A 19,778-nucleotide genomic window follows, 5' to 3' on the forward strand; every position below is an offset into this window, starting at 1 on the left:
GATCCGCTCGCGGGCGCCCGGCGACGAGGCGACGCTGATCGCGACCGCCACCGCCACGCAGGCCGTCGCGACGCCCCAGGTCCACCAGCGGTCGCCCCCGCCGGCATTGCGCACGTTGAAGTAGTGGCGGACGACGCCGCCCGCGATCACCACGAGGCCGACGATGGTCCAGCTGTAGGGCGAGGACCACGCCATCGGATAGTGGCCGGACAGCATGAAGAACAGCACCGGCAGCGTCAGGTAGTTGTTGTGGGACGAGCGGTTCTTCGCCTGCTTGCCCCAGGCGGGGTTCGGGACCCGGCCCGCGACCAGCTCGGCGATCGCCTTGCGCTGGTTGGGCATGATGACGAAGAACACGTTGCCGGTCATCCAGGTCGCGATCACCGCGCCCGTGTGCAGCATCGCGGCCCGGCCGGAGAAGACCTGCTGGAAGCCGTACGCGAAGGCGACGACCGTGAGGAACACGGCGGCCGCGAGCAGCGGCGGCCGGTTGGCCAGGGGCGAGCGGTTGAGCCCGTCATAGATCAGCCAGCCGAGGGCGAGGGCGCCGAGGCCGATGGCCGCCCCGGTCATCGGCGTGATCACGCGGACCGCCGGATCGATCAGGTAGAGGTCGGCCTGACCGTAATAGACCCAGCACAGCAGCGAGAAGCCCGACAGCCAGGTCGCGTAGGATTGCCATTTGTGCCAGATCAGGTGCTCCGGCATCCGGTCGGGCGCGACGAGATACTTGCGCACCTGGTAGAAGCCGCCGCCGTGCACCTCCCAAGCCTCGCCGCCCTTGCCGGTCGGGATTGCCGGAATGGCGCGCAAGCTGGCGTCGAGATGCATGAAGTAGAACGACGCGCCGATCCAGGCGATCGCGGCGACGACGTGGGTCCATCGAATGAGGAACCCGCCCCACTCGTGCAGGATCGGATACATGGGACGGATCCTCCGCGATCTGTCACGGGGCCGGGTTCGGCCTCGATCGCGGCTCGTGGTTCGGCCCGAGCCGCTGCCCCGGGTGTGCCCGGAACCGAGGCCGGCAGCGACCCGCCCCAGCGCCAAGGACCTTCAAAATCGTTCGGAAAATGCCGGGCGCTTTCCGGGTTGTCCGAGCCCCTGCCCCGTGCTCCTCTCGCCCGTCTCCTTCAGCCCGACAGACCTTCGCCCGCCTCGGGCCGCAGGCGCGGGCCTCTCCGTCCGGGAGGACGCCGATGGGCCATCTTTCGACACACGTCCTCGACACGGCCGCGGGCAAGCCGGCGGCCGGGGTCACCGTCGAGCTCCGGCGCCTCGCCGAGGACGGCACCGGGGAGACCGTCGCGTCGGCCACGACCAACGGTGACGGGCGGACCGACGGGCCTCTGCTCGCGGGCGACGCCCTGACGCCCGGGACCTACGAGCTCGTCTTCGCCGTCGGCGCCTATTTCGCCGGGACGGGTGCCGGCGCCGAGCGGCCGTTCCTCGACCGCGTGCCGGTGCGCTTCTGCGTCTCGGACCCGGACGCCAAGTATCACGTCCCGCTGCTCATCACGCCGTGGAGCTACGCGACCTACCGCGGAAGCTGAGACCGCGACCCCGGGCGCGACGGCGTCGGAGCGCCGGAACTCAGCTTTCCGGCCGCGCCCCAGCGGCGCGACCGGTCGCCTCCCGGGGCGAGTGGCCGAACAGCGCCTTGTAGGCCCGGCTGAACGCCGCCTCCGACTCGTATCCGACGCGCAGGCCGATCTCGCCGACGCGGGCGTCGCCCGTGGCGAGCATGTCCCGCGCGAGGTTCAGGCGCCACTCGTTCTGGTAGCGCAGGGGTGAGCGACCGACGAGCGCGTTGAACCGCTCGCAGAAGCTCGACCGCGACATGCCGGCGACGTCCGACAAGGCCTCCACGCTCCAGCGCTGCAGCGGCCTCTCGTGCATGACCTTGAGGGCGCGGGCGATGCGGGGATCGGCCAGGCCGGCCAGCCACCCCGACGTCCGGCCGAGATGAACCCAGGTCCGCAGCGTGCGGATGACCGCGAGGTCGATGATGCGCGAGATCATCAGGGCCGCGCCGGGTTCGGCGTCGGTCGTCTCGACCAGCAGGAAATGCACGAGGCCGTCGAGCCATCCGGCGCCCTCCTCGCGCCGGATGCAGATCTGCTTCGGCAGGAGCGCGATCATGCTGCGGAGCGTGTAGGGATCGAACCAGAACCGGCAGGCGACGACGTCCGCGCCCTCGGCGGCGACCAACCGCCCGGTTCCGAGGCCGCGGGGCAGGAACAGCAGGTCGCCGGCGCCGACCGCGAGGGACTCGCCGTCGCCTTCGAGGATGAGGGCGCCCGCGATCACCACGAGGACGTGGCCTGCGCCGGCATCCAGATCCAGGCGCTCGCCCGGCGCGACCGGCCGGGACTCGACGCGGTCCCCGGTGAGGCGGATCTGCGCGAGCACGTGGGACAGCAGGTCGCCGGACGCGGCGCTGCGCGGCCCGCCCTCCGGAAGATCGGTCAAGTTTTCCAGCGTTTCCGACATGGCCGGCCCCGGCTCCCGATCCTAAACGTGGATCCGTTGAAGCGCGTATTCGCTCGGCGCGTCCGGATCTACGAAGCTATAAATCGGCATCTATCGTGTCCATCTGCCTTGTTCACGAATAGATCCGGTCCGTCGAGCCGCGCTCAGTACACGAAGGAGCCGACGATGAGAACCGACCCGCAGCGCGATCGCGGTCCTGCCTTGCCCTGGCTCACCGCCTACTACTTCGTGCGTGCCGGCGTCGCCGCCGCCTGGGTGGCCGCCGCGCTCGGCCTCGGGAGAGGCATGCCGGCGGTCGCCGCGACGCTCCTGGTCGCCTATCCCGCCTGGGACGCGCTCGCCAACCTGGCCGACGCCCGGCGCAACGGCGGACTCGCGGGCAGTCCCAGCCAGGCCCTCAACGCGGCGATCAGCGCGGCGACCGCGCTCGCGGTCGCGGTCGCCCTCGGACGGGGCCCGAACGCGGTGCTCGCGGTGTTCGGCGCCTGGGCCATCCTCTCGGGACTGCTCCAGCTTCTCACCGGCGCGCGCCGCTGGCGGGCCGGCGCCCAGTGGGCCATGGTCCTGAGCGGCGCGCAATCGGCGCTCGCCGGCGGCTTCTTCGTCAGGCAGGCGGCCGGCGCCGCGGTCCCCGGGATCGTGGATGTCGCGCCCTACGCGGCGTTCGGCGCCTTCTACTTCCTCGTCTCCGCGGCCTGGCTGACGGCGGGGCGCGTCGCGGGCGCGCGCCGCCTAGGCGGCGGTGCGACCGGGCGGATCCGACCTCGATCATAGGCCCGGCCCCTCCGGACATCCGCACCGTCGTCCCCTCCGACCGCCGTCGGACCAGCAGAGGCCATGTTCCATGGGCGAGCGACCGAGCGCGAAATCGCGCAAGAGTCCGATCGAGGCCTACCTGCACGTCCTGCACGCGCTGATGCTGCGCGACATGCGCACCCGCTTCGGCGCGTCGATGTGGGGCTACGGAGTCGTCGTCCTGTGGCCGTGCGTCCACGTCTTCGCGCTGATCACGATCTACACGGTTCAGAAGCTCGCCGCGCCGCTCGGCGACGACAGGGCCTTGTTCTTCGCGACGGGCGCCGTTCCCGTGCTCGTGTTCCAGTACATCTCGCGCGAGGTCATGAAGTCGGTGATCACCAACCGGCCCCTGACCTACTACCCGCAGGTCAGGCTGTTCGATCTGGTGTTCTCCCGGGTGCTCGTCGAGATCGTGACCGGCTTCCTGGCGCTGCTGGTCGTGAGCGCCGTGCTGATCGCGCTCGGCACGAACCCGATCCCGGCGGAGCCTCTGACGGCGGTGTGCGGCTATCTCGCCGCGATCGCGCTCGGGATCGGGATCGGCACGATCAACGTCGCGATCATCGGCTTCTTCCCCGGATGGTTGATCGGCTACGCCCTGTTCAGCATCGTCCTGTATGTCTCCAGCGGCGTCCTCTTCCTGCCGAGCTACCTGCCGGAGAGGCTGTACTACTGGGCCAAGTACAATCCGGCCCTGCAGGGGGCGGAATGGATGCGGTCGGCCTACTACCCGGCCGCCGGTCTTCGCGTCGACCATCTCTACGTGGTCATGTTCGGCCTGACCGCGGCGAGTGTCGGCCTGGGCCTCGTCGTGCGCGGCGGCGGCCGGCAGCAGGGCTGAGCGGGGAACGCTCGCCGGAGCGACCGTCCTCGAGCGTCGCGCGGCCCCGACGATGCCGGCCCGACCCGCCCGACCCGCGGGCGCCGCGGCGCCCGGACCGTCGACGGACTCGGTTTTGCTAGGCGCTCTCGAGACCGGATCCGAGCGGGGGGAAGAGCGGCCGACATGCGCGTCATTCATCGCATCCTGGGCAGCCGGCAGGACGCCGAGATGGCGCATCGCCTGCACCATCTCGCGCATCACGGGGCGGTGGACGTGCTCGTCGTGTCGAGCACCGACGTCGCCCGGCGGCGGATCCGCGCGACCACCCAGTCCGGCGAGGAGGTCGCCCTGGCCCTGCCGCGGGACGAGCCGCTCTTCGACGGGGCCGTGCTGGCGCTGGAGGCGGACCGCGCCCTCGTCGCCCGGGTCGGCACCGAGCGCTGGCTCCGCCTCGTCCCGGAGAGCCAGGCCGCCGCCCTCGAACTCGGCTACCACGCCGGCAACCTCCACTGGCGGGTGCGCTTCGCCGACGGGGCGCTCCTCGTGGCCCTGGACGGGCCGGCCGACGACTACCTCGTCCGCCTCGGCGCCCTCGTCACCGACCGGCAGGTGACCCACACGATCCTCGACGAGGCGGCGCCGTGCTGAGCCGGCTCCTGTCCTTCCAGCAGGCCGACGCCGCGTTCCCGAGCGGCAGCTTCGCCTTCTCCAACGGGATCGAGGGCCTCGTCGCGGGCGACCCGGCCTTCGACGCGGAGAGCCTGACGCGGACGCTCACGGCCCTCGTGCGCTTCCGCTGGGCGGAGAGCGACCGCGTCGCCCTGATCCTCGCCCATCGCGCCGGCCCCGATCCGGTCCGGCTCGGCCGCATCGACGCCGCCGTGGAGGCGGCCACCCTCGTCGAGGCGATGCGCACCGGCAGCCGGCGCAACGGCGCCTCCCTGCTGACCACGCACGCCCGGCTCGCGACACCGGGTGCCGAGGATATCCGCGCCGCCATCCGGTCCGGGCTCATGCTGGGGCACCTCGCCACGGTGCAGGGCGCCCTGTGGCGCGCTCTGGACCTGTCGGAACCGGAGGCGGCGGCCATCGCCGGCTACCAGATCGTCTCCGGCCTGGTCTCGGCCACGGTCCGGCTCGGTCAGGTGGGCGCCATGCAGGGCCAGCAGGCCCTCCGGGCGGTGCTGCCGCTCGTCGCGGAGATCGCCGAGCGGCCGGTCACGGATGACGCCGACGGCGCGATCGTGCTCACGGGCTTCACGCCGCTGATCGAGGTCGCCGCGATGCGGCACGCGCGCGCCGACCTGCGCCTGTTCGCCAATTAGGGAGCGCGCGATGCTGCTCACGCCCACCGAGCTCGAACGTCTCACGATCTTCACCGCGGCCGAGCTCGCCCGAAAGCGCCGGGCCCGCGGCCTCAGGCTCAACCACCCGGAGGCGGTGGCCCTCATCACCGACGAGATCCTGGAGGGCGCGCGCGACGGGCGCAGCGTCGCCGACCTCATCGGCTGGGGCTCCACGATCCTGTCGACCGAGGACGTGATGCCGGGCATCGCCGCGATGCTGCCGATCCTGCAGGTCGAGGGCGTCTTCCCGGACGGGACCAAGCTCGTCACGGTCCACGAGCCGATCCGCGCCCGCGCGGGCGCCCCCGCCGACACCCTCGAGCCCGGCGCGATCCTGCCGGCCGACGGCGCGATCGAGCTCGCCGCGGGCCGCCCGCGGGTCACCCTCGACGTCGTCAACACCGGCGACCGCCCGGTGCAGATCGGCTCGCACTACCACTTCTTCGAGGTGAACCGGGCGCTCGACTTCGACCGGGCGGCGGCCCTGGGACACCGCCTCGACATCCCGGCCGGGACGGCGGTCCGCTTCGAGCCGGGCCAGCGCAAGACCGTGACGCTGGTCGGCTTCGGCGGCGCCCGGGAGCTGACCGGGCTCAACGACCTGACGCAGGGAACCCTGCCCGACGACGCGGCGCGGGCGGCGGCCCTGGCCCGCGCCAAGGCCCGCGGCTTCAAGGGCGCCTGAGGAGAGTGCCATGGTGACGATCCCGCGCCGCGACTACGCCGCCCTCTACGGGCCGACCACCGGGGACGGGGTGCGGCTCGCCGACACCTCCCTGGTGGCGGTCGTCGAGCACGACCACGCCGTCTACGGGGACGAGTGCCTGCACGGCGGCGGCAAGACCCTGCGCGACGGGATCGGGATGGCGCCCGGGGTGACCGCCGCGCAGGGGGCGCTCGACTTCCTCCTCTGCAACGTCGTGGTGATCGACCCCGTCCTGGGCATCCAGAAGGGCGATCTCGGCATCAAGGACGGGCGGATCGTGGCGCTCGGCAAGGCCGGCAACCCGGCGATCATGGACGGCGTCGACCCGCGCCTGATCGTGTCGGCCGGGACGACGGTGCGCGACTGCGAGGGCCTCATCGCGACGCCCGGGGCCATCGACGTGCACGTGCACTTCGATTCCGCCGGCCTGCCGGACCACGCGATCGCGTCCGGCGTCACGACCCTGCTCGGCGGGTCGCTCGGGCCGATCACGGTCGGCATCGATTCCGGCGGCCCGTTCAACACCGGCCGGATGCTCCAGGCCGCCGAGGCCTGGCCGGTCAATTTCGGCTTCCTCGGGCGCGGCAACACCCACCGGCCGGCCGCCCTGAAGGAGCAGCTCGAGACCGGCGTCCTCGGCCTCAAGATCCACGAGGACTGGGGCGCGATGCCGGCCGCGATCGACGCCTGCCTGGGCTTCGCCGACGCCTACGACTTCCAGGTCCAGCTCCACACCGACACGCTGAACGAGTCGGGCTTCGTGGAGGACACGCTGGCGGCGATCGGCGGCCGCACCATCCACATGTACCACACGGAGGGGGCCGGGGGCGGGCACGCGCCGGACATCATCCGGGTCGCCGGGCTGCCGCACTGCCTGCCGTCGTCGACGAACCCGACCAACCCCTACACGGTCAACACCTTCGACGAGCACCTCGACATGACGATGGTGTGCCACCACCTCAACCCGGCCCTGCCGGAGGACGTGGCCTTCGCGGAGAGCCGCATCCGCGCCCAGACCATCGCGGCCGAGGACGTGCTCCACGACATCGGGGCCATCGCGATGCTCGGCTCCGACAGCCAGGGCATGGGCCGGATCCACGAGGTCATCTGCCGGACCTGGCAGCTCGCCTCGAAGATGAAGGACCAGCGCGGGCCGCTCCCCGAGGAGAGGCCGGGCTTCGGCGACAATGCCCGGATCAAGCGCTACATCGCCAAGTACACGATCAACGCGGCGCGCACCTTCGGCATCCAGGACCATATCGGCTCGCTGGAGCCCGGCAAGATGGCCGACATCGTGATCTGGCGGCCGGCCTTCTTCGGGATCAAGCCGGAGCTCGTGATCAAGGGCGGCTTCATCGCCTGGGGCGCGATGGGCGATTCCGCCGCCTCGCTGATGACCTGCGAGCCGATGCTGATGCGCCCGCAATGGGGCGCCTTCGGGCGCGCCAAGCAGGCGCTCTCGGCCTGCTTCGTCCACCCCCTGGCGATCGAGGCCGATCTCGGCGGCCAGCTCGGCCTGCGCAAGGCGCTCCTGCCCGCCCGCGGGACCCGCACGCTGACGAAGGCCGACATGCTCTGGAACGACGCCTGCCCGGAGATCCGCGTCGACCCGCAGACCTTCGACGTCTTCGTCGACGGCGTACTCGCCACCTGCGAGCCGGCCCGGACCCTGCCGCTCGCCCAGCGCTACATGCTGCGCTGAGCGGCGCCAAACCCCGACACCCCTCTCACGGCCCAGCTCCCCATGACCGTTGCGACTCCCGCGAACGCCGCCCGGATCGGGATCGGCGGCCCGGTCGGATCCGGCAAGACCGCGCTGATCGAGCGGCTGATCCCCGTGCTGCAGGCGCGGGGCGTCGATCTCGCGGTGATCACGAACGATCTCGTCACCAAGGAGGACGCCGAGCGGCTGCGCCGCTCCGGGCTGATCGATCCGAGCCGCGTCGAGGCGGTGGAGGCCGGGGCCTGCCCGCACACGGTGATCCGGGAGGATCCGACCCTCAACATCGCCGCGGGCGACGCGCTGGAGGCGCGCTTCCCGGGCCTGCAGCTGCTCGTCTTCGAATCCGGCGGCGACAACCTCGCCTCGACCTTCTCCCTCGACCTCGTCGACTGGTGGATCTTCGTGATCGACGTGGCCGGCGGCGACGACATCCCGCGCAAGCGCGGCCCGGGCGTGCTGCGCTGCGACCTCCTCGTGATCAACAAGATCGACCTCGCGCCGCATGTCGGCGTCGACCTCGACGGGATGCTGGCGGAGGCCGCGCGGGTCCGGAGCGGCAAGCCGGTCATCGCCACGAACGCCCGCGCGGGCCTCGGCATCGACCGGGTGGCGGACGCCATCGGCCGGGCCGTGCTGTTCACGCCCTAGCCGTGCCCCCCGACATCCAGACCGGCCGCCGCGCGACGGCCCGCCTCGGCTTCGTGCGCGGCGGCGGGACCAGCGTGCTCGCCGATCAGCACGTGCCGTACCCGTTCCACATCACGAAGCCGTTCCGCCTGTATCCGCAGCGGCCGGAGCTGATCACCCTGTACCTGCAATCGGCCTCCGGCGGCCTCTACCGCGGCGACCGTCTCGGCCTCGACATCGCGATGGGCCCGGGCTCGGCGGCGCACGTCACCACCCAGGCCGCGACGGTCGTCCATCGCAGCGCCGACCAGCCGGCTCGCCAGGACACGCGGATCCGCGTCGGCGCGGACGCCTTCCTGCACTGCGTGCCCGACCCCCTGATCCTGTTCCCCGGCGCCGCCCTCTCCGCCTCGACCCGGATCACGCTCGAGCCCGGGGCCCGGGCCGTCGTGTCCGAGAGCATCGCCTGCCACGACCCGGAAGGCCGCGACAGGCCCTTCGAGCTGGTCGAGCTCACCCTCTGCATCGAGACGGCGGCGGGGGCCGTCCTGGTCCGCGAGCGGGCCCGGATCACCGGCGCCGCCTTCCAGGACCCGGCCTCGCCGCTCGGCCCGTGGCGGGCCTACGGCGCCCTCGTCATCCTCGGTCCGGCCCCGTGCCTGCCGGATCCCGGGGACGTCCAGGCCGCGGCCGACCGCACCGGCTGTCGGGCCGGGCTCAGCCCGCTGCCGAACGCGGCCGGACTCGGCCTCCGGCTCCTNCCTCGCGCCCGACGGCGGGACCCTGGCGGCGGGGCTGGAAGCGGCCGCCGGTTGCGCCTTCGCGGCGCTGACCGGCCTCGCGCCGGCGCGCCGCCGCAAATAGGAGGCCGGCGTCCGGGCACGCCGCCGCCGATATGGGCAGGCTGCCGATGTTTTCATCTTGAGGAAATTTATTTTCTTTGGAAGAAATGTGCTGAAGGAGACGATCCCGTGCGTGACGGCTGATCCGGTGCGGATGGGGCGACCCACCTTCTCGAACGCTCTGAAGGATTTGCCCGCCATGGCGACAGACGACCCCGCGCACTTCACCCTTCGCCGGCGCCTGCTGCTCGGGCTGGCGGCAGCGCCGCTCGCGGCATCTCTGCCGCGCGTCGCGGCGGCCGCCGAGGCCGGCGGGCTGGCGGTGACCGACAGCGAGGTGACGGTCGGGATCCTGCACTCCATCACCGGCACCATGGCGATCTCCGAGACCGGGCCGAGCCAGGGCGAGAAGCTCGCGATCCAGCAGATCAACGACGCCGGCGGCGTGCTCGGCCGCAAGATCAAGGTCATCCAGGAGGACGGCGCCTCCGACTGGCCGACCTTCGCCGAGAAGGCCAAGAAGCTGCTTGTCAACGACCACTGCGCCGCCGTGTTCGGCTGCTTCACCTCGGCGTCGCGCAAGGCGGTGCTGCCGGTGTTCGAGCAGTACAACGGGCTCCTGTACTACCCGACCTTCTACGAGGGCCTGGAGCAGTCGAAGAACGTCTTCTACACCGGCCAGGAGGCCACGCAGCAGATCCTCGCCGGCCTCGACTGGGTCCACAAGGAGAAGGGCGGCGACAGCTTCTACTTCATCGGCTCGGACTACATCTGGCCGCGCACCTCCAACAAGATCGCCCGCAGGCACATCGAGACCGTGCTCAAGGGCAAGGTGGTGGGCGAGGAGTACTTCCCGCTCGGGCACACCCAGTTCAACTCGGTCATCAACAAGATCAAGCTCACCAAGCCGAAAGTGATCTTCGCCACGATCGTGGGCGGCTCGAACGTGGCGTTCTACAAGCAGCTCAAGGCGGCCGGCATCGACCTGTCGAAACAGGTGCTGATGACGCTGTCGGTCACCGAGGACGAGGTCGACGGCATCGGCGGCGAGAACATCGCCGGCGCCTACTCGTGCATGAAGTACTTCGAGTCGATCCAGAACGAGAACAACAAGGCCTTCGTGGCCGCGTTCAAGAAGATGTGGGGCGAGAAGACGGTCATCGGCGACGTGACGCAGGCCGCCTATCTCGGCCCGTTCCTGTGGAAGATGGCTTGCGAGAAGGCGGGCTCGTTCGACGTGGACAAGGTCGTGGCGGCCTCGCCGGGACTGGAGTTCAAGGGCGCGCCCGAGGGCTACGTGAAGATCGACGAGAACCATCACCTCTGGTCGAAGACCCGGGTCGGCCGGGCCAAGACCGACGGCCAGTTCGAGATCGTCTATACCAGCCCCGAGCTGATCAAGCCCGACCCGTTCCCGAAGGGCTACCAGTGAGGCCCGCGGCCGGGTGACCCGGCGAGGGCGGGGAGGCCGGGTCGAACGGCATCCTTGCAGGGCATCGTCCGCCGCGCGGGCGACGCGGCTCAGTCCTCGCGCGCGTCCGACGGCGACGAAGCCGCGCGGCCGCGATGGACGATGAGGTCGATCTCGACCAGGGCGTCGTAGGCGAGCCCCGTCGTGCCCACGCAGGTCCGGGCCGGCAGCCGGTCGGGCGGGAAGAAGGACTTGTAGGTGTCGTTGAAGGCGGCGTAGTCGCGCTTGAACTCCGTCAGGAACGCGCGCGCCACGACGACGTTCTCGAGGCCCAGGCCGAGGCCGGCCAGGACCGTCCCGAGATTGGCCATCACGTTGCGGGTCTGCGCCTCGATCCCGTCGGGCAGGATTCCGGGCCTGTCCGGAGTGTCGGGCATCTGACCGGTGACGAAGACGAAACCGTCGACCTCGACCGCGTGGCTGAACGGGGCGACCGGCTGCGGCCCTCCGGAGACCATGTGGAACAGCATGGCTGACGAGGCTGAGTGGGGCTGCGGCACCGCGATCTCCCTTCCGACGGGCTCGACCGGCCCGATCTCCGTGATCCAGGTCCGCGACCGTAGGGTGACGATCCGGCCGGGGATAGTGTCGGGTTCCGCGGCGGGATCCGAGCCGCCCCGCGCGGATCGGACAGCCTGCGGGGCGAGCGGTGATCCGGCCCCAGGAAACGCACGCCGCGCCGTCGCGGAGGCGATCGCGGGCTTCCTGAAAGCCTGACGCGCCGCTCGCGCTAGAGGCCGAGGTTGCGGCCCGGATGCGCGTCGACGAGCTTGGCCCGGCGGACGTAGCCGCGCATGGTCTTGAGGTCCCGGTGACGGGAATGCGCCATGATCTCCTCGTCGCGCGAACCGCGCTTGTACGCCTCGGTGATGAAGCCCGCGCGGAACCCGTGGGCGGAGATGCGCTCCCGCGGTCCGGCGACGAGGCCGGCCTCCGCCGCGCGCTTCTGAACGATGCGACCGACAGAATCGGGATGCAGCCCGTCGTCCATCACGGTGCCGTCCGCGCGGACGGCCCGGAAGACGTGACCGTCGGCCGGGGCCGCCTGCAGCCAGCGCCGGAGCGCGGCGACCGGACAGGATGCGGGGGTCTTGCCGGCGAGAACGGTCACGATCGTGCCCTCGCCGTCCTGATCACCTTTCGAATGCGGCAGGAACACGTCGACGGCCCCGTCCCGGAAGGCGAGGTCTTCGAAACGGATCCGCGCGACCTCGGAGCGTCGGAACGCGCCGGCGAAGCTCATCAGGAACAGGGCGCGGTCCCGGAGAGCAGCGACCGTGCCTTCGCAGACTGACACGATTTGAATGGTCTCGGGCACGCCGAGCGCGGCGGCCTGCTTCCGCGGCCGGCCGTAGCGCCGGAACATTCCGCGCAGGGCCGCCCGCACGGCCGGGTGGGCCGGGATCCACGGCAATCCCTGGAGCTTGTGGGCCTGACCGATCGTGACGAGCCGACGCTCGATCGTCGCGCGCTTGTGGGTCTCGGCCATGGATGTGAGGTAGCTCGCCACCTGCTCGGGACCCGCGGGCAGGGGCGCGAGGTCGTGGCCGCGGCACCACTGCGTGTAGTGCTGCCAGTCGGCGCGGTAGGCCCGGCGGGAATTCTCCGAGAGCGCCTCGTCGGCGAACGCGCGGGCGCGGGCAGCGAGCGTGGCGGGCAGCGTCATACGTCTCTCCCTCGATCCGGCCCGAGCGTGACCCAGCGTCTGATAAGAAAGGGTTATCAGACGTTGCCGCAGCAGGGACGGCTTTCGTGGGGGGAGGGTGGCTTGGAAGAATGGCGGCGCCTGCAGGCCGTTCGTTCATTCGGGTTGCAGGCATTGAGAAGCGCATCGTCGTATAAGCGACGGCTCTCCTCGGCCTGACCCGATGCAGCTTCTCGACCACCTTGACCGTATTCAAGACCGCGTGGCCCGAAATGCCGCGTTCATGCTGCAACAAGCGACGGAGCGGTTCTACCGCTGCATCCTGCTGGTGCTGACGCGCTACAGCCTAAAGCCTCACCGCTCGAATCGGTTGCGCTCCCCGGCCGAGAGCCTGGATGCTCGACTGATTATGGCTTGGCCACGGGATACGAAGTTTGCCCGACGATGCTTTGCTCGACTCAACCTGGCCTGTGTTGAGGCGCGCTACGCACCGCACTATGAGATTACCGGTGAAGAGCTTGCTTGGCTGGTCGAATGAATCAACAACCCAAGCGCGACGGTCGGGATACTCTGCGTCGAGCAGATCGACCGACTTGGTCGGTGGAAGAGAGTAGCCTATCGCCACCTGAAAACGGCTCCGAAATCAAGCTTGAAAGATCTTGAGCAAATTTCATTCCGTCCTTACTATTTTCGCATAACAAACATTATGGAACTTCAGAAACCGTTTCTGATTAAATGCGGTTTATGGCACGAATAATGGCTTAAAACCATTTCCGTCGTGCTGGGCCGCTCTTGTCTTCAACAAAGGCGATTGGGAAGGGGGCTTCGAAGGGTCGTAGCACCCTCCCCCGTGTCATCGGTGACGGCGCGTCAGATCTGCCCCGGGTTCAGCCGGGAACATCTCCAGTTCATTCCCGGCCTGGTCGAGTTTAAGCTGCACGATCGAGCAGCTTCTTTGCCTTCATCTCAAGATCGAGGCGCGCATCTGACCCGATTGGTATATTGGACCGGGCCAGTTGTGAGGCTACGGCATGGTTGCGGCCATGGGCAGCCGAAAGGCCGGATCTGGGTAACTGATGGGCACGGGCGGCCGGTAGGCGAACGACGAATGCGGGCGGACGCGGTTGTATGTGTTTCGCCATAGACTGATCACGATCCGCGCTTCCTTCAGCGAGGAGAAGATCTCCTGACGCAGGCACGCGTCGCGCAGCTTTCCGTTGAAGCTCTCGCGAGACCCGTTCTCCCACGGCGACCTTGGTGCGATGTACTGGATCTGCGGCCCCGTCCTGGCGACCCATTTGCGTAGCGCCTTCGAGATCATCTCCGGGTCATTGTCGCAGCGGATGTGCTCCGGGATGCCGTGCAGGCACATGGCGTCGGCCAGGGCCTCGATCACGCCGACGCTGTCGATCCGCCGTGCGACCTTCAGCGCCAGGAAGGCCCGGCTGTGCTCGTCGATCAGCGTGAGGATGCGCAGGCTCCGCCCGTCGCGGGTCTGCGCCTGGACGAAGCCGAAGCTCCAGACGTGATTGCGGTGGAGCGGACGCAGCCGTTTGCCCGAGCCGTCGTTCAGCCAGAGCCGGCTGCGGGGCCTGTGTCGATCGGGGACCTTCGGCCCCTCGCGACGCCAGATGCGCTGGACCCGGTCCTTGCCCACCCGCCAGCCGGCCGCCTGCAGCAGCGCGGTGACGCGGCGATAGCCGTAGCGCGCGTACTCGGACGCTAGGGCGACGATGGCGCGGGTCAGCCCATCCTCGTCGGCCGGCAGGCGCGACGTTCCGAGAGGCCGTACTTCTCCCGGATGCCAGCAACCGCCTGCCTGCGTCGCTCGGGGGCTACAAGTTTCCCGAGGCAACGTCCGCCAACACCTGCCTTTCCAGGGACAGGTCCGCCACGAGCCGCCGCAACCGGGCGTTCTCACGCTCCAGGTCCTTCATCTTCTTGGCCTGATCGACTTGGAGGCCACCGTACGCCTTGCGCCAGCGGTAGCAGCTCTGCTCGGAGATCTCCGCTTCCTTGCACGCCAGCGCCAAACTCTTGCCATGAGCTGTCTGCGCCCCGATCTGGCGTAGCTTGAGCACCACCTGCGCCGCGCTCGTCTTCTGTCCGCGCTTCATCCCCAACTCCTCCGGTCCAGGCTGATCCTCTCAATCAGCCCGGTCCAAAGCCAGCCGGTCAGGTCAGTCTCCACCGTCGCCGCCGGCTGCACCGTCCCGGATTGCGGCCGGGCCTGCGCGATGCGGGAGCGGATCGAGGCCGGTGCCCCCTTTGCGCTGGATCAATGTCCGACCGCTTGCCGGGCCTAGCGTCGGCTCGGGCAGGGCCTGACTCCGGGCCTCATCGAGGAGACGTCCGATGGGCGACAAGCTGATCCGCCAGAAAGTCATCGACGAATTGGACTTCGACCCCAGCATCGACGCCGCACATATCGGCGTCGCCGTCGAGAACGGCATCGTCACGCTCACGGGCCACGTTGCCAGCTACGCCGAGCGCGTCGCCGCCGAGAAGTCAGCCCAGAAGGTGCGCGGCGTCCGCGGCGTGGTCGACGGCTGGGTGACGCTCTCGGGCACGGTCGATTGGCAGTTCCAGAAGGAAGAGGCCTACCGCTCGATCGAACGCCTCGCTGGCGTGACCGGCATCATCAACACCATCGCGGTGGCACCGAAGGCGAGCGCGCCCGACGTGCGCGCGAAGATCCTCGCGGCGCTGAAGCGCAACGCCGAACTCGAGGCCGACGCCATCACGGTGACCGTCAAGGATACGAAGGTCGTCCTCGAAGGCAAGGTCAATGCCTGGCACGAGCGTCAGCTCGTGGAGAACGCCGCGTGGTCGGCTCCCGGCGTACGCGCGGTCGAGGACCACCTGACGCTGGGCTAGCGCACGGACGGGCGGGCGAGGCCGCGATGGCCGCCGCCGCGCGTCCAGCCGTCCGTCGACTCGGAGCACCTCATGACTTACGCGAGCATCATGGTCGCCGTGGACCTGACGGATGAGGCGCGAAGCCGCGTGCGCCTCGCCAAAGGTCTCGCCGACGATTTTCACGCCCGCCTGATCGGCGTCGCGGCGGAGCAGTCGGCCTATGCGGTCCCTCCGGCGGGCCCGACACCGGCCAGCGCCTTCGCACTGGCCGAGGGCGCGGAGGCGATCCTGAATGACCTTCGCCGCGCCCACGAAGCCTTCGCGGAAGGGGCCGGCGACGCCGGCCGCATCGAGTGGCGCTCCACGCTCGGCTTCCCGCTCCCGTTCCTGCTCGCGCAGGCACCCGCCGCCGATCTCGTGGTGATCGGCCGTAAGACCGGGGCCGTGCCGGCGCTGTTCGCGGTCGATCCCGCCGACGCGGTGATGCATCTGGGACGCCCGATCCTGTTGTCGCCGCCGGGTGTCGATCATCTCGATGCCAAGCGCGTCGTGGTCGGCTGGAAGAACAGCCGCGAGGCGCGCCGTGCCGCCCTGGACGCGCTCCCGTTCCTGAAGCGGGCGTCGGAAGTCCTCGTCGTCTGCATCGACGAAGAGGGCGCCTCCGACGGGCAGGACACGCTCCGGCTCCTCCAGGCCCACGACGTCTCCGCGATCCACGTCCGACGCGCCGCCGACGGTCGATCGGTGTCCGGGGCTCTGGTCGAAACGGCCGCCGAGCACGGGGCCGACCTGATCGTGACGGGTGCCTACAGCCACGGCAGGCTCCGCGAATGGGTCTTGGGTGGGACCACCCGAGACTTGCTGACCGGCGCCCCGGTCTGCTGCCTGATGAGCCACTGATGTTACCGCGGGAATGGATGCGGCGCGCGTTGCCCGACCGTCTTCGACGGACCGTCGTGGCCGAGGGCGTCGGGGATCTGACCGGATATCCGGTCGAGGCGATCGAGCGCTGCCTCGCCGATGCCTGATCCCCTGTCCGGAGCCGACGAGATCGAGGCGCGGTCGCCGGGTTCGCCGGCGGATGGCGGACGGGAAGAGGAGGTCTGCCGCCCGCGCGGCGATCGACGCCATCCTCGCGCCATGGGGTACCGTTGCGGGCCGCAGATCCGTCGAGGATCCTGTCGAAGCCTGCTGTCAGTGCGCCATGAGCACCGGGATGCGCGCGTGTTCGATCACGTGGCGGGTGACACCGCCGAGCAGAAACTCGCGCACGCGGCTGTGGGTGTACGCGCCCAGAGCCAGCATGGAGGCGTTCCGCCGCCCCGCTTCGGCCAGGATGGCCGCGCCGACCGAGGCTCCATCGCCGACCGGCAGGCTGACGGCCTCCGCGGTGATCCCGTGCCAGCGCAAATAGGCACACAGGTCGGCCGCGCGCGCCTCCTCGAAGCGCTCAGTCCGCGCATGCACGACCGTGACACGGGCGGCGTCGTGCAGCAGCGCGATGGATTGCCCGATCAGGCGCGTGGCTTCCAGGCTGCCGTTCCAGGCGACCACGACGTGATCGAGCAGATCGTGCGGGACCGCCTCGCCGACCATGAGCGTCGGTCGTCCGACCGCGAACAGGGCCGTGTCGAGCGCTCGGCCGGTGAAGGACCGCGCCGGATCGGGCCGGTCGACGATGACGAGGTCGTTCACCCGCCCGGTCAGCGTCAGGAGCGGCTCGACCTCTCCCGACAGCTCGGTCCAGGTCGCGAAGGTGGCGTCCAGACGATCGGAGCCCGCGACGAGCGGCACACCCTCTCGCCCGCACCACGCCTCCAGAGCCGCCTTGCCTTCGGCCGCGGCCTCTCGCACGCCCTGCCGGATGGCCTCGATGGTGGTGCCGTCCACCTGCGCGAGACTCGCTATGCCGGCGAGCACATGCTCCGGGCCCGGCGCCACGAAGGCGACACCGATATGCGCGTGCAGGCGCCGGCCGAGCCGCAGCGCGGCGTCCAGCCGGCGCGTGGGATCGAGCCCCGGGCCGGTGGGGACGAGAAGGCAGCGGAGGTACATCGCGGCTCTCCCTCAGCGTTCCAGGGATTTCAGGTAGGCGATCAGGTCCTGCGCCTGGTCCGGGTCGAAGCGGAACTCGGGCATGCTCGGGTGACCGGTCCGGATGCCCTCGACGAGCGCCTCGGCGAGATCCTCGACGGGGTAGCGCCTGTGCAGGTCGCGGAAGGGCGGCGCGGCCGGCAGCGGGCTCTCCCCGACGCGCCCGACCGCGTGGCACCGGGCGCAACTGGTCCGGGCGAGGGTCTCCCCTTGCCGCACCTGCCGGTCCCAGGCCGCCGCGGGCGCGGCGAGGAGGAGGAGCGCGGGTGCCAGGACGGCGGCGCGCAGGATCGCGGCCGCGCGCATCAGTGGCTCATCAGGCAGCAGAGGGACGTGCCCTGGAGCATGTCGCGCGTGGCGCCCCCGAAAATCCACTCGCGCAGCCGGGAGTGGCCGTAGGCGCCCATGACGATGAGGTCCGCGTCCTCCCGCCGGGCGAACCGGAGGATCTCGTCCGCGGCGCCGATCTCGGGCTGGTGCAGCAGGTGAGTGGCGACGCTGACGCCGTGGCTCCGGAGGTAGGCGGCGACGTCGGCCGGTCCCTCCCGTCGCGCGTCCTGACCCGCCACCGCGACGTGGACCTGCTCGGCCCGGACCAGGAACGGCAGGGCGTCGTGGACGGCGCGGCGCGCCTCGCGGGTATCCTTCCAGGCCACGACCACCCGCGTGGCCGCGAGGCGCTCGACGCCGGGCGGTGCGACGAGGACGGGCCGCCCGGCCTCCATCAGCAGGCCCCCTGCGGCGACGCGCATCAATCCGGGGTCGCCGTCGGCCGGGCCGAGGCGGCCGACCACGACGAGGTCGGCGGCGCGGGCCTGTTCCACCAGGTAGGACAAGGGCTCGGCCAGCGCTCCCCGCCAAGCGGTCCTGACCCGATCGCCGGTCGCGCGCACGAACAGAGCGCGCGCCTCGGCCAAGTCCTCCTTCGCCCGCGTCTCCTCGATCTCGAACACGCGCTCCGACGCGTCGGCGCTCTCGACCGGGATCATGGTGACGAGCGGCCGCGCGGCGACGCCGGTCAAGGTGGCGTCGAAGCGCCCGGCGATGTCGGCGGCGAGCCGGACGCGGTCCGTGGCTGCTGCCCCGAGATCGACCGAGACCAGAATGTTGGAGATCCGCATGATCGCCTCCCGTGGCCGGGCGACCGGCCCGGCAGATATACCCTCGCCCGTGAGCGCGGCCCGGGCTTTGATCCATCTCAACGGGACCGGGTGGAGACCGACCTGGGGGCCGGTCGGCTCAGGGCACGGGAACGGTGGCACCCCGGAATGTGCCGCGCCGGTGATCGGCGACGGCCGCGTTGGCCCGCGCGTGCCGACGCGAGCCGATACGTCCGCCTGCGCGAGCCGAGACCGGCGCGGGACGCGCTCGAAGACGCTGCGCGCCTCCGGCGCGGGTCAGGTGTACCACCCACCGCGGGCAGGACCTGGCCGGCATCGGGCCGGCCTCACGCGAGCGTCAGGCGGTCCTCGACGGCGCGCACGCCCGGGGCCGACCACGCCGCGCGCTCGGCCAGCTCGCGCTCGCTCCAGACGTCGACGCAGCCGTCCAGGATCACCTTGTCGCCGTCGACGTGCACGCGGATCGTGTCGGGGTCCCGCGCGCTGCGCCTCAGGGCCGCGAGTATCCTGTCCTTGATCTCGGCGGGTTGTACCAGCGGCTTGACCGCGATGAGGTTGACGATGTCGGTGACGCCCGCCAGCCGCCGCAGCGCCTGATCGACCGCCGCCTTCTGGTGGTAGTGGGGCACGCATCCCTGGAGGGTGACGCAGCCCCGCTCGACCTTGAGCGTCACCGCGTCGTCCGGAATCTGCACGTCCCATTCGAGGACCCGGGCGCAGCGCTCGGCCAGGGCCTCGTCGCCGATGGCGGGGTTGTCCGGGTAACGAACCTCGATCCGCTCGACCACGGCGCGGACACCGCGCACCCGCAGCGCGACGCGCTCGGCGATGCCCTTCTCGGCGTAGTTCCGGACATGCCCGCTCAGGGTGACGATGCCGTTCTCGACGGTGACGCCGATCTGCGCCGCGTCGATCATCGGGGCATAGGCCAGTTCGTCGAGCACATGTTGGTGCACGGTCTTGTCATCCATCGCCCATCTCCTCGATTCGGCGGCCGTTCTCAGAGGGAAAGCCACAGGAGCGCCGGCGTCGCCACCGCGGCCGCGACGGCGAGCGCCAGCGCCTGCAGGCTGCCGATGGACCGGTAGCGCGCCGCGTCCGTGACGACCCGGCGACCGGCGTCGTTCTCCGGTGCCAGCAAGACCGGCACCCGCGCGCGGCGTACCGTTGAGATGAAGGTGGTTCGAAGCACCAGGGCCATCGTTCGCTCCAGTCTCGCTGACGGAAGGC

22 protein-coding genes and 1 pseudogene are annotated in these 19,778 nt (G+C 70.5%); 13 read left to right on the plus strand and 10 right to left on the minus strand.

Translation table 11 applies throughout. The annotated features are described in order from the left end of the window. On the minus strand, positions 1-924 hold a 924-nt coding region (locus MOTC310_RS10035; RefSeq protein ID WP_331301662.1), incomplete at its 3' end, for a urate hydroxylase PuuD. 275 nt (positions 925-1,199) lie between these two features. Between MOTC310_RS10035 and uraH the strand changes: the two genes are divergently transcribed. Next, entirely contained in the window at positions 1,200-1,553 is a 354-nt protein-coding gene (uraH, locus tag MOTC310_RS10040; protein ID WP_331289176.1) for a hydroxyisourate hydrolase, read from the plus strand. Positions 1,554-1,593: 40 nt separating this feature from the next. On the opposite strand, the gene MOTC310_RS10045 is transcribed toward uraH, so the two are convergent. Further along, a complete protein-coding gene (locus tag MOTC310_RS10045) occupies positions 1,594-2,493 on the minus strand; it encodes a helix-turn-helix transcriptional regulator (RefSeq protein ID WP_331289177.1) in 900 nt (299 codons plus the stop codon). A gap of 165 nt (positions 2,494-2,658) precedes the next feature. Between MOTC310_RS10045 and MOTC310_RS10050 the strand changes: the two genes are divergently transcribed. The 9 genes from MOTC310_RS10050 (at position 2,659) to urtA (ending at position 10,790) form a co-directional block, all read left to right on the plus strand. Beyond that, on the plus strand, positions 2,659-3,267 hold the full coding sequence (locus MOTC310_RS10050; protein ID WP_331289178.1) for a DUF308 domain-containing protein: 609 nt from the start codon (positions 2,659-2,661) through the stop codon (positions 3,265-3,267). A 70-nt stretch (positions 3,268-3,337) separates the two neighbouring features. After that, positions 3,338-4,132: an ABC transporter permease gene (locus MOTC310_RS10055; RefSeq protein ID WP_331301663.1), complete on the plus strand. Its 795-nt coding sequence runs from the start codon at positions 3,338-3,340 to the stop codon at positions 4,130-4,132. Between the two features lie 165 nt (positions 4,133-4,297). Next, positions 4,298-4,762, plus strand: a complete 465-nt coding sequence (gene ureE / locus MOTC310_RS10060; protein WP_331289180.1) for an urease accessory protein UreE — start codon at positions 4,298-4,300, stop codon at positions 4,760-4,762. Continuing rightward, positions 4,756-5,439: an urease accessory protein UreF gene (locus MOTC310_RS10065; protein ID WP_331301664.1), complete on the plus strand. Its 684-nt coding sequence runs from the start codon at positions 4,756-4,758 to the stop codon at positions 5,437-5,439. The genes ureE and MOTC310_RS10065 overlap by 7 nt, the downstream gene beginning before the upstream one ends. 10 nt (positions 5,440-5,449) lie before the next feature. Next, on the plus strand, positions 5,450-6,145 hold the full coding sequence (locus MOTC310_RS10070) for an urease subunit beta (RefSeq protein WP_331289182.1): 696 nt from the start codon (positions 5,450-5,452) through the stop codon (positions 6,143-6,145). Positions 6,146-6,155: 10 nt separating this feature from the next. Next, entirely contained in the window at positions 6,156-7,868 is a 1,713-nt protein-coding gene (ureC, locus tag MOTC310_RS10075; RefSeq protein WP_331301665.1) for an urease subunit alpha, read from the plus strand. A gap of 42 nt (positions 7,869-7,910) precedes the next feature. Then, complete coding sequence (gene ureG, locus MOTC310_RS10080; protein WP_331301666.1) at positions 7,911-8,537, plus strand: urease accessory protein UreG; 627 nt, start codon at positions 7,911-7,913, stop codon at positions 8,535-8,537. Between the two features lie 221 nt (positions 8,538-8,758). After that, positions 8,759-9,502: an urease accessory protein UreD gene (locus MOTC310_RS10085; RefSeq protein ID WP_473753825.1), complete on the plus strand. Its 744-nt coding sequence runs from the start codon at positions 8,759-8,761 to the stop codon at positions 9,500-9,502. Positions 9,503-9,557: 55 nt separating this feature from the next. Further along, on the plus strand, positions 9,558-10,790 hold the full coding sequence (urtA, locus tag MOTC310_RS10090) for an urea ABC transporter substrate-binding protein (RefSeq protein ID WP_331301668.1): 1,233 nt from the start codon (positions 9,558-9,560) through the stop codon (positions 10,788-10,790). Positions 10,791-10,879: 89 nt separating this feature from the next. On the opposite strand, the gene MOTC310_RS10095 is transcribed toward urtA, so the two are convergent. Next, positions 10,880-11,299, minus strand: coding sequence for a RidA family protein (locus tag MOTC310_RS10095; RefSeq protein WP_331292489.1), 420 nt, complete (start codon positions 11,297-11,299; stop codon positions 10,880-10,882). Positions 11,300-11,559: 260 nt separating this feature from the next. Then, the gene (locus MOTC310_RS10100) at positions 11,560-12,495 is read right to left on the minus strand and encodes a site-specific integrase (RefSeq protein WP_331291897.1); all 936 of its coding nucleotides are present in this window, start codon (positions 12,493-12,495) and stop codon (positions 11,560-11,562) included. A 202-nt stretch (positions 12,496-12,697) separates the two neighbouring features. Between MOTC310_RS10100 and MOTC310_RS10105 the strand changes: the two genes are divergently transcribed. Further along, complete coding sequence (locus MOTC310_RS10105) at positions 12,698-13,012, plus strand: HEPN domain-containing protein (protein WP_331301669.1); 315 nt, start codon at positions 12,698-12,700, stop codon at positions 13,010-13,012. Positions 13,013-13,498: 486 nt separating this feature from the next. On the opposite strand, the pseudogene MOTC310_RS10110 reads toward MOTC310_RS10105, so the two are convergent. Then, a pseudogene (locus MOTC310_RS10110) lies at positions 13,499-14,591 on the minus strand (IS3 family transposase). A 238-nt stretch (positions 14,592-14,829) separates the two neighbouring features. Here MOTC310_RS10110 and MOTC310_RS10115 point away from each other — a divergent pair. Next, positions 14,830-15,351, plus strand: a complete 522-nt coding sequence (locus tag MOTC310_RS10115) for a BON domain-containing protein (RefSeq protein WP_331301670.1) — start codon at positions 14,830-14,832, stop codon at positions 15,349-15,351. 72 nt (positions 15,352-15,423) lie between these two features. Next, on the plus strand, positions 15,424-16,233 hold the full coding sequence (locus tag MOTC310_RS10120; protein WP_331301671.1) for a universal stress protein: 810 nt from the start codon (positions 15,424-15,426) through the stop codon (positions 16,231-16,233). A 294-nt stretch (positions 16,234-16,527) separates the two neighbouring features. On the opposite strand, the gene MOTC310_RS10125 is transcribed toward MOTC310_RS10120, so the two are convergent. The 5 genes from MOTC310_RS10125 to MOTC310_RS10145 form a co-directional block, all read right to left on the minus strand. Then, the gene (locus MOTC310_RS10125; protein ID WP_331291902.1) at positions 16,528-17,388 is read right to left on the minus strand and encodes a universal stress protein; all 861 of its coding nucleotides are present in this window, start codon (positions 17,386-17,388) and stop codon (positions 16,528-16,530) included. A 12-nt stretch (positions 17,389-17,400) separates the two neighbouring features. Further along, positions 17,401-17,733, minus strand: coding sequence for a c-type cytochrome (locus MOTC310_RS10130; protein WP_331291903.1), 333 nt, complete (start codon positions 17,731-17,733; stop codon positions 17,401-17,403). Further along, a complete protein-coding gene (locus tag MOTC310_RS10135; protein ID WP_331301672.1) occupies positions 17,733-18,548 on the minus strand; it encodes a universal stress protein in 816 nt (271 codons plus the stop codon). Before MOTC310_RS10135 ends, MOTC310_RS10130 begins: the two co-directional genes overlap by 1 nt. A 326-nt stretch (positions 18,549-18,874) precedes the next feature. Next, the gene (locus MOTC310_RS10140) at positions 18,875-19,519 is read right to left on the minus strand and encodes a BON domain-containing protein (protein WP_331301673.1); all 645 of its coding nucleotides are present in this window, start codon (positions 19,517-19,519) and stop codon (positions 18,875-18,877) included. A gap of 29 nt (positions 19,520-19,548) precedes the next feature. Next, positions 19,549-19,749: a hypothetical protein gene (locus MOTC310_RS10145; RefSeq protein WP_331291906.1), complete on the minus strand. Its 201-nt coding sequence runs from the start codon at positions 19,747-19,749 to the stop codon at positions 19,549-19,551. Positions 19,750-19,778 lie beyond the last annotated feature (29 nt).

Source organism: Methylobacterium oryzae (assembly GCF_036441375.1).
GTDB classification, from domain to species: domain Bacteria; phylum Pseudomonadota; class Alphaproteobacteria; order Rhizobiales; family Beijerinckiaceae; genus Methylobacterium; species Methylobacterium oryzae_A.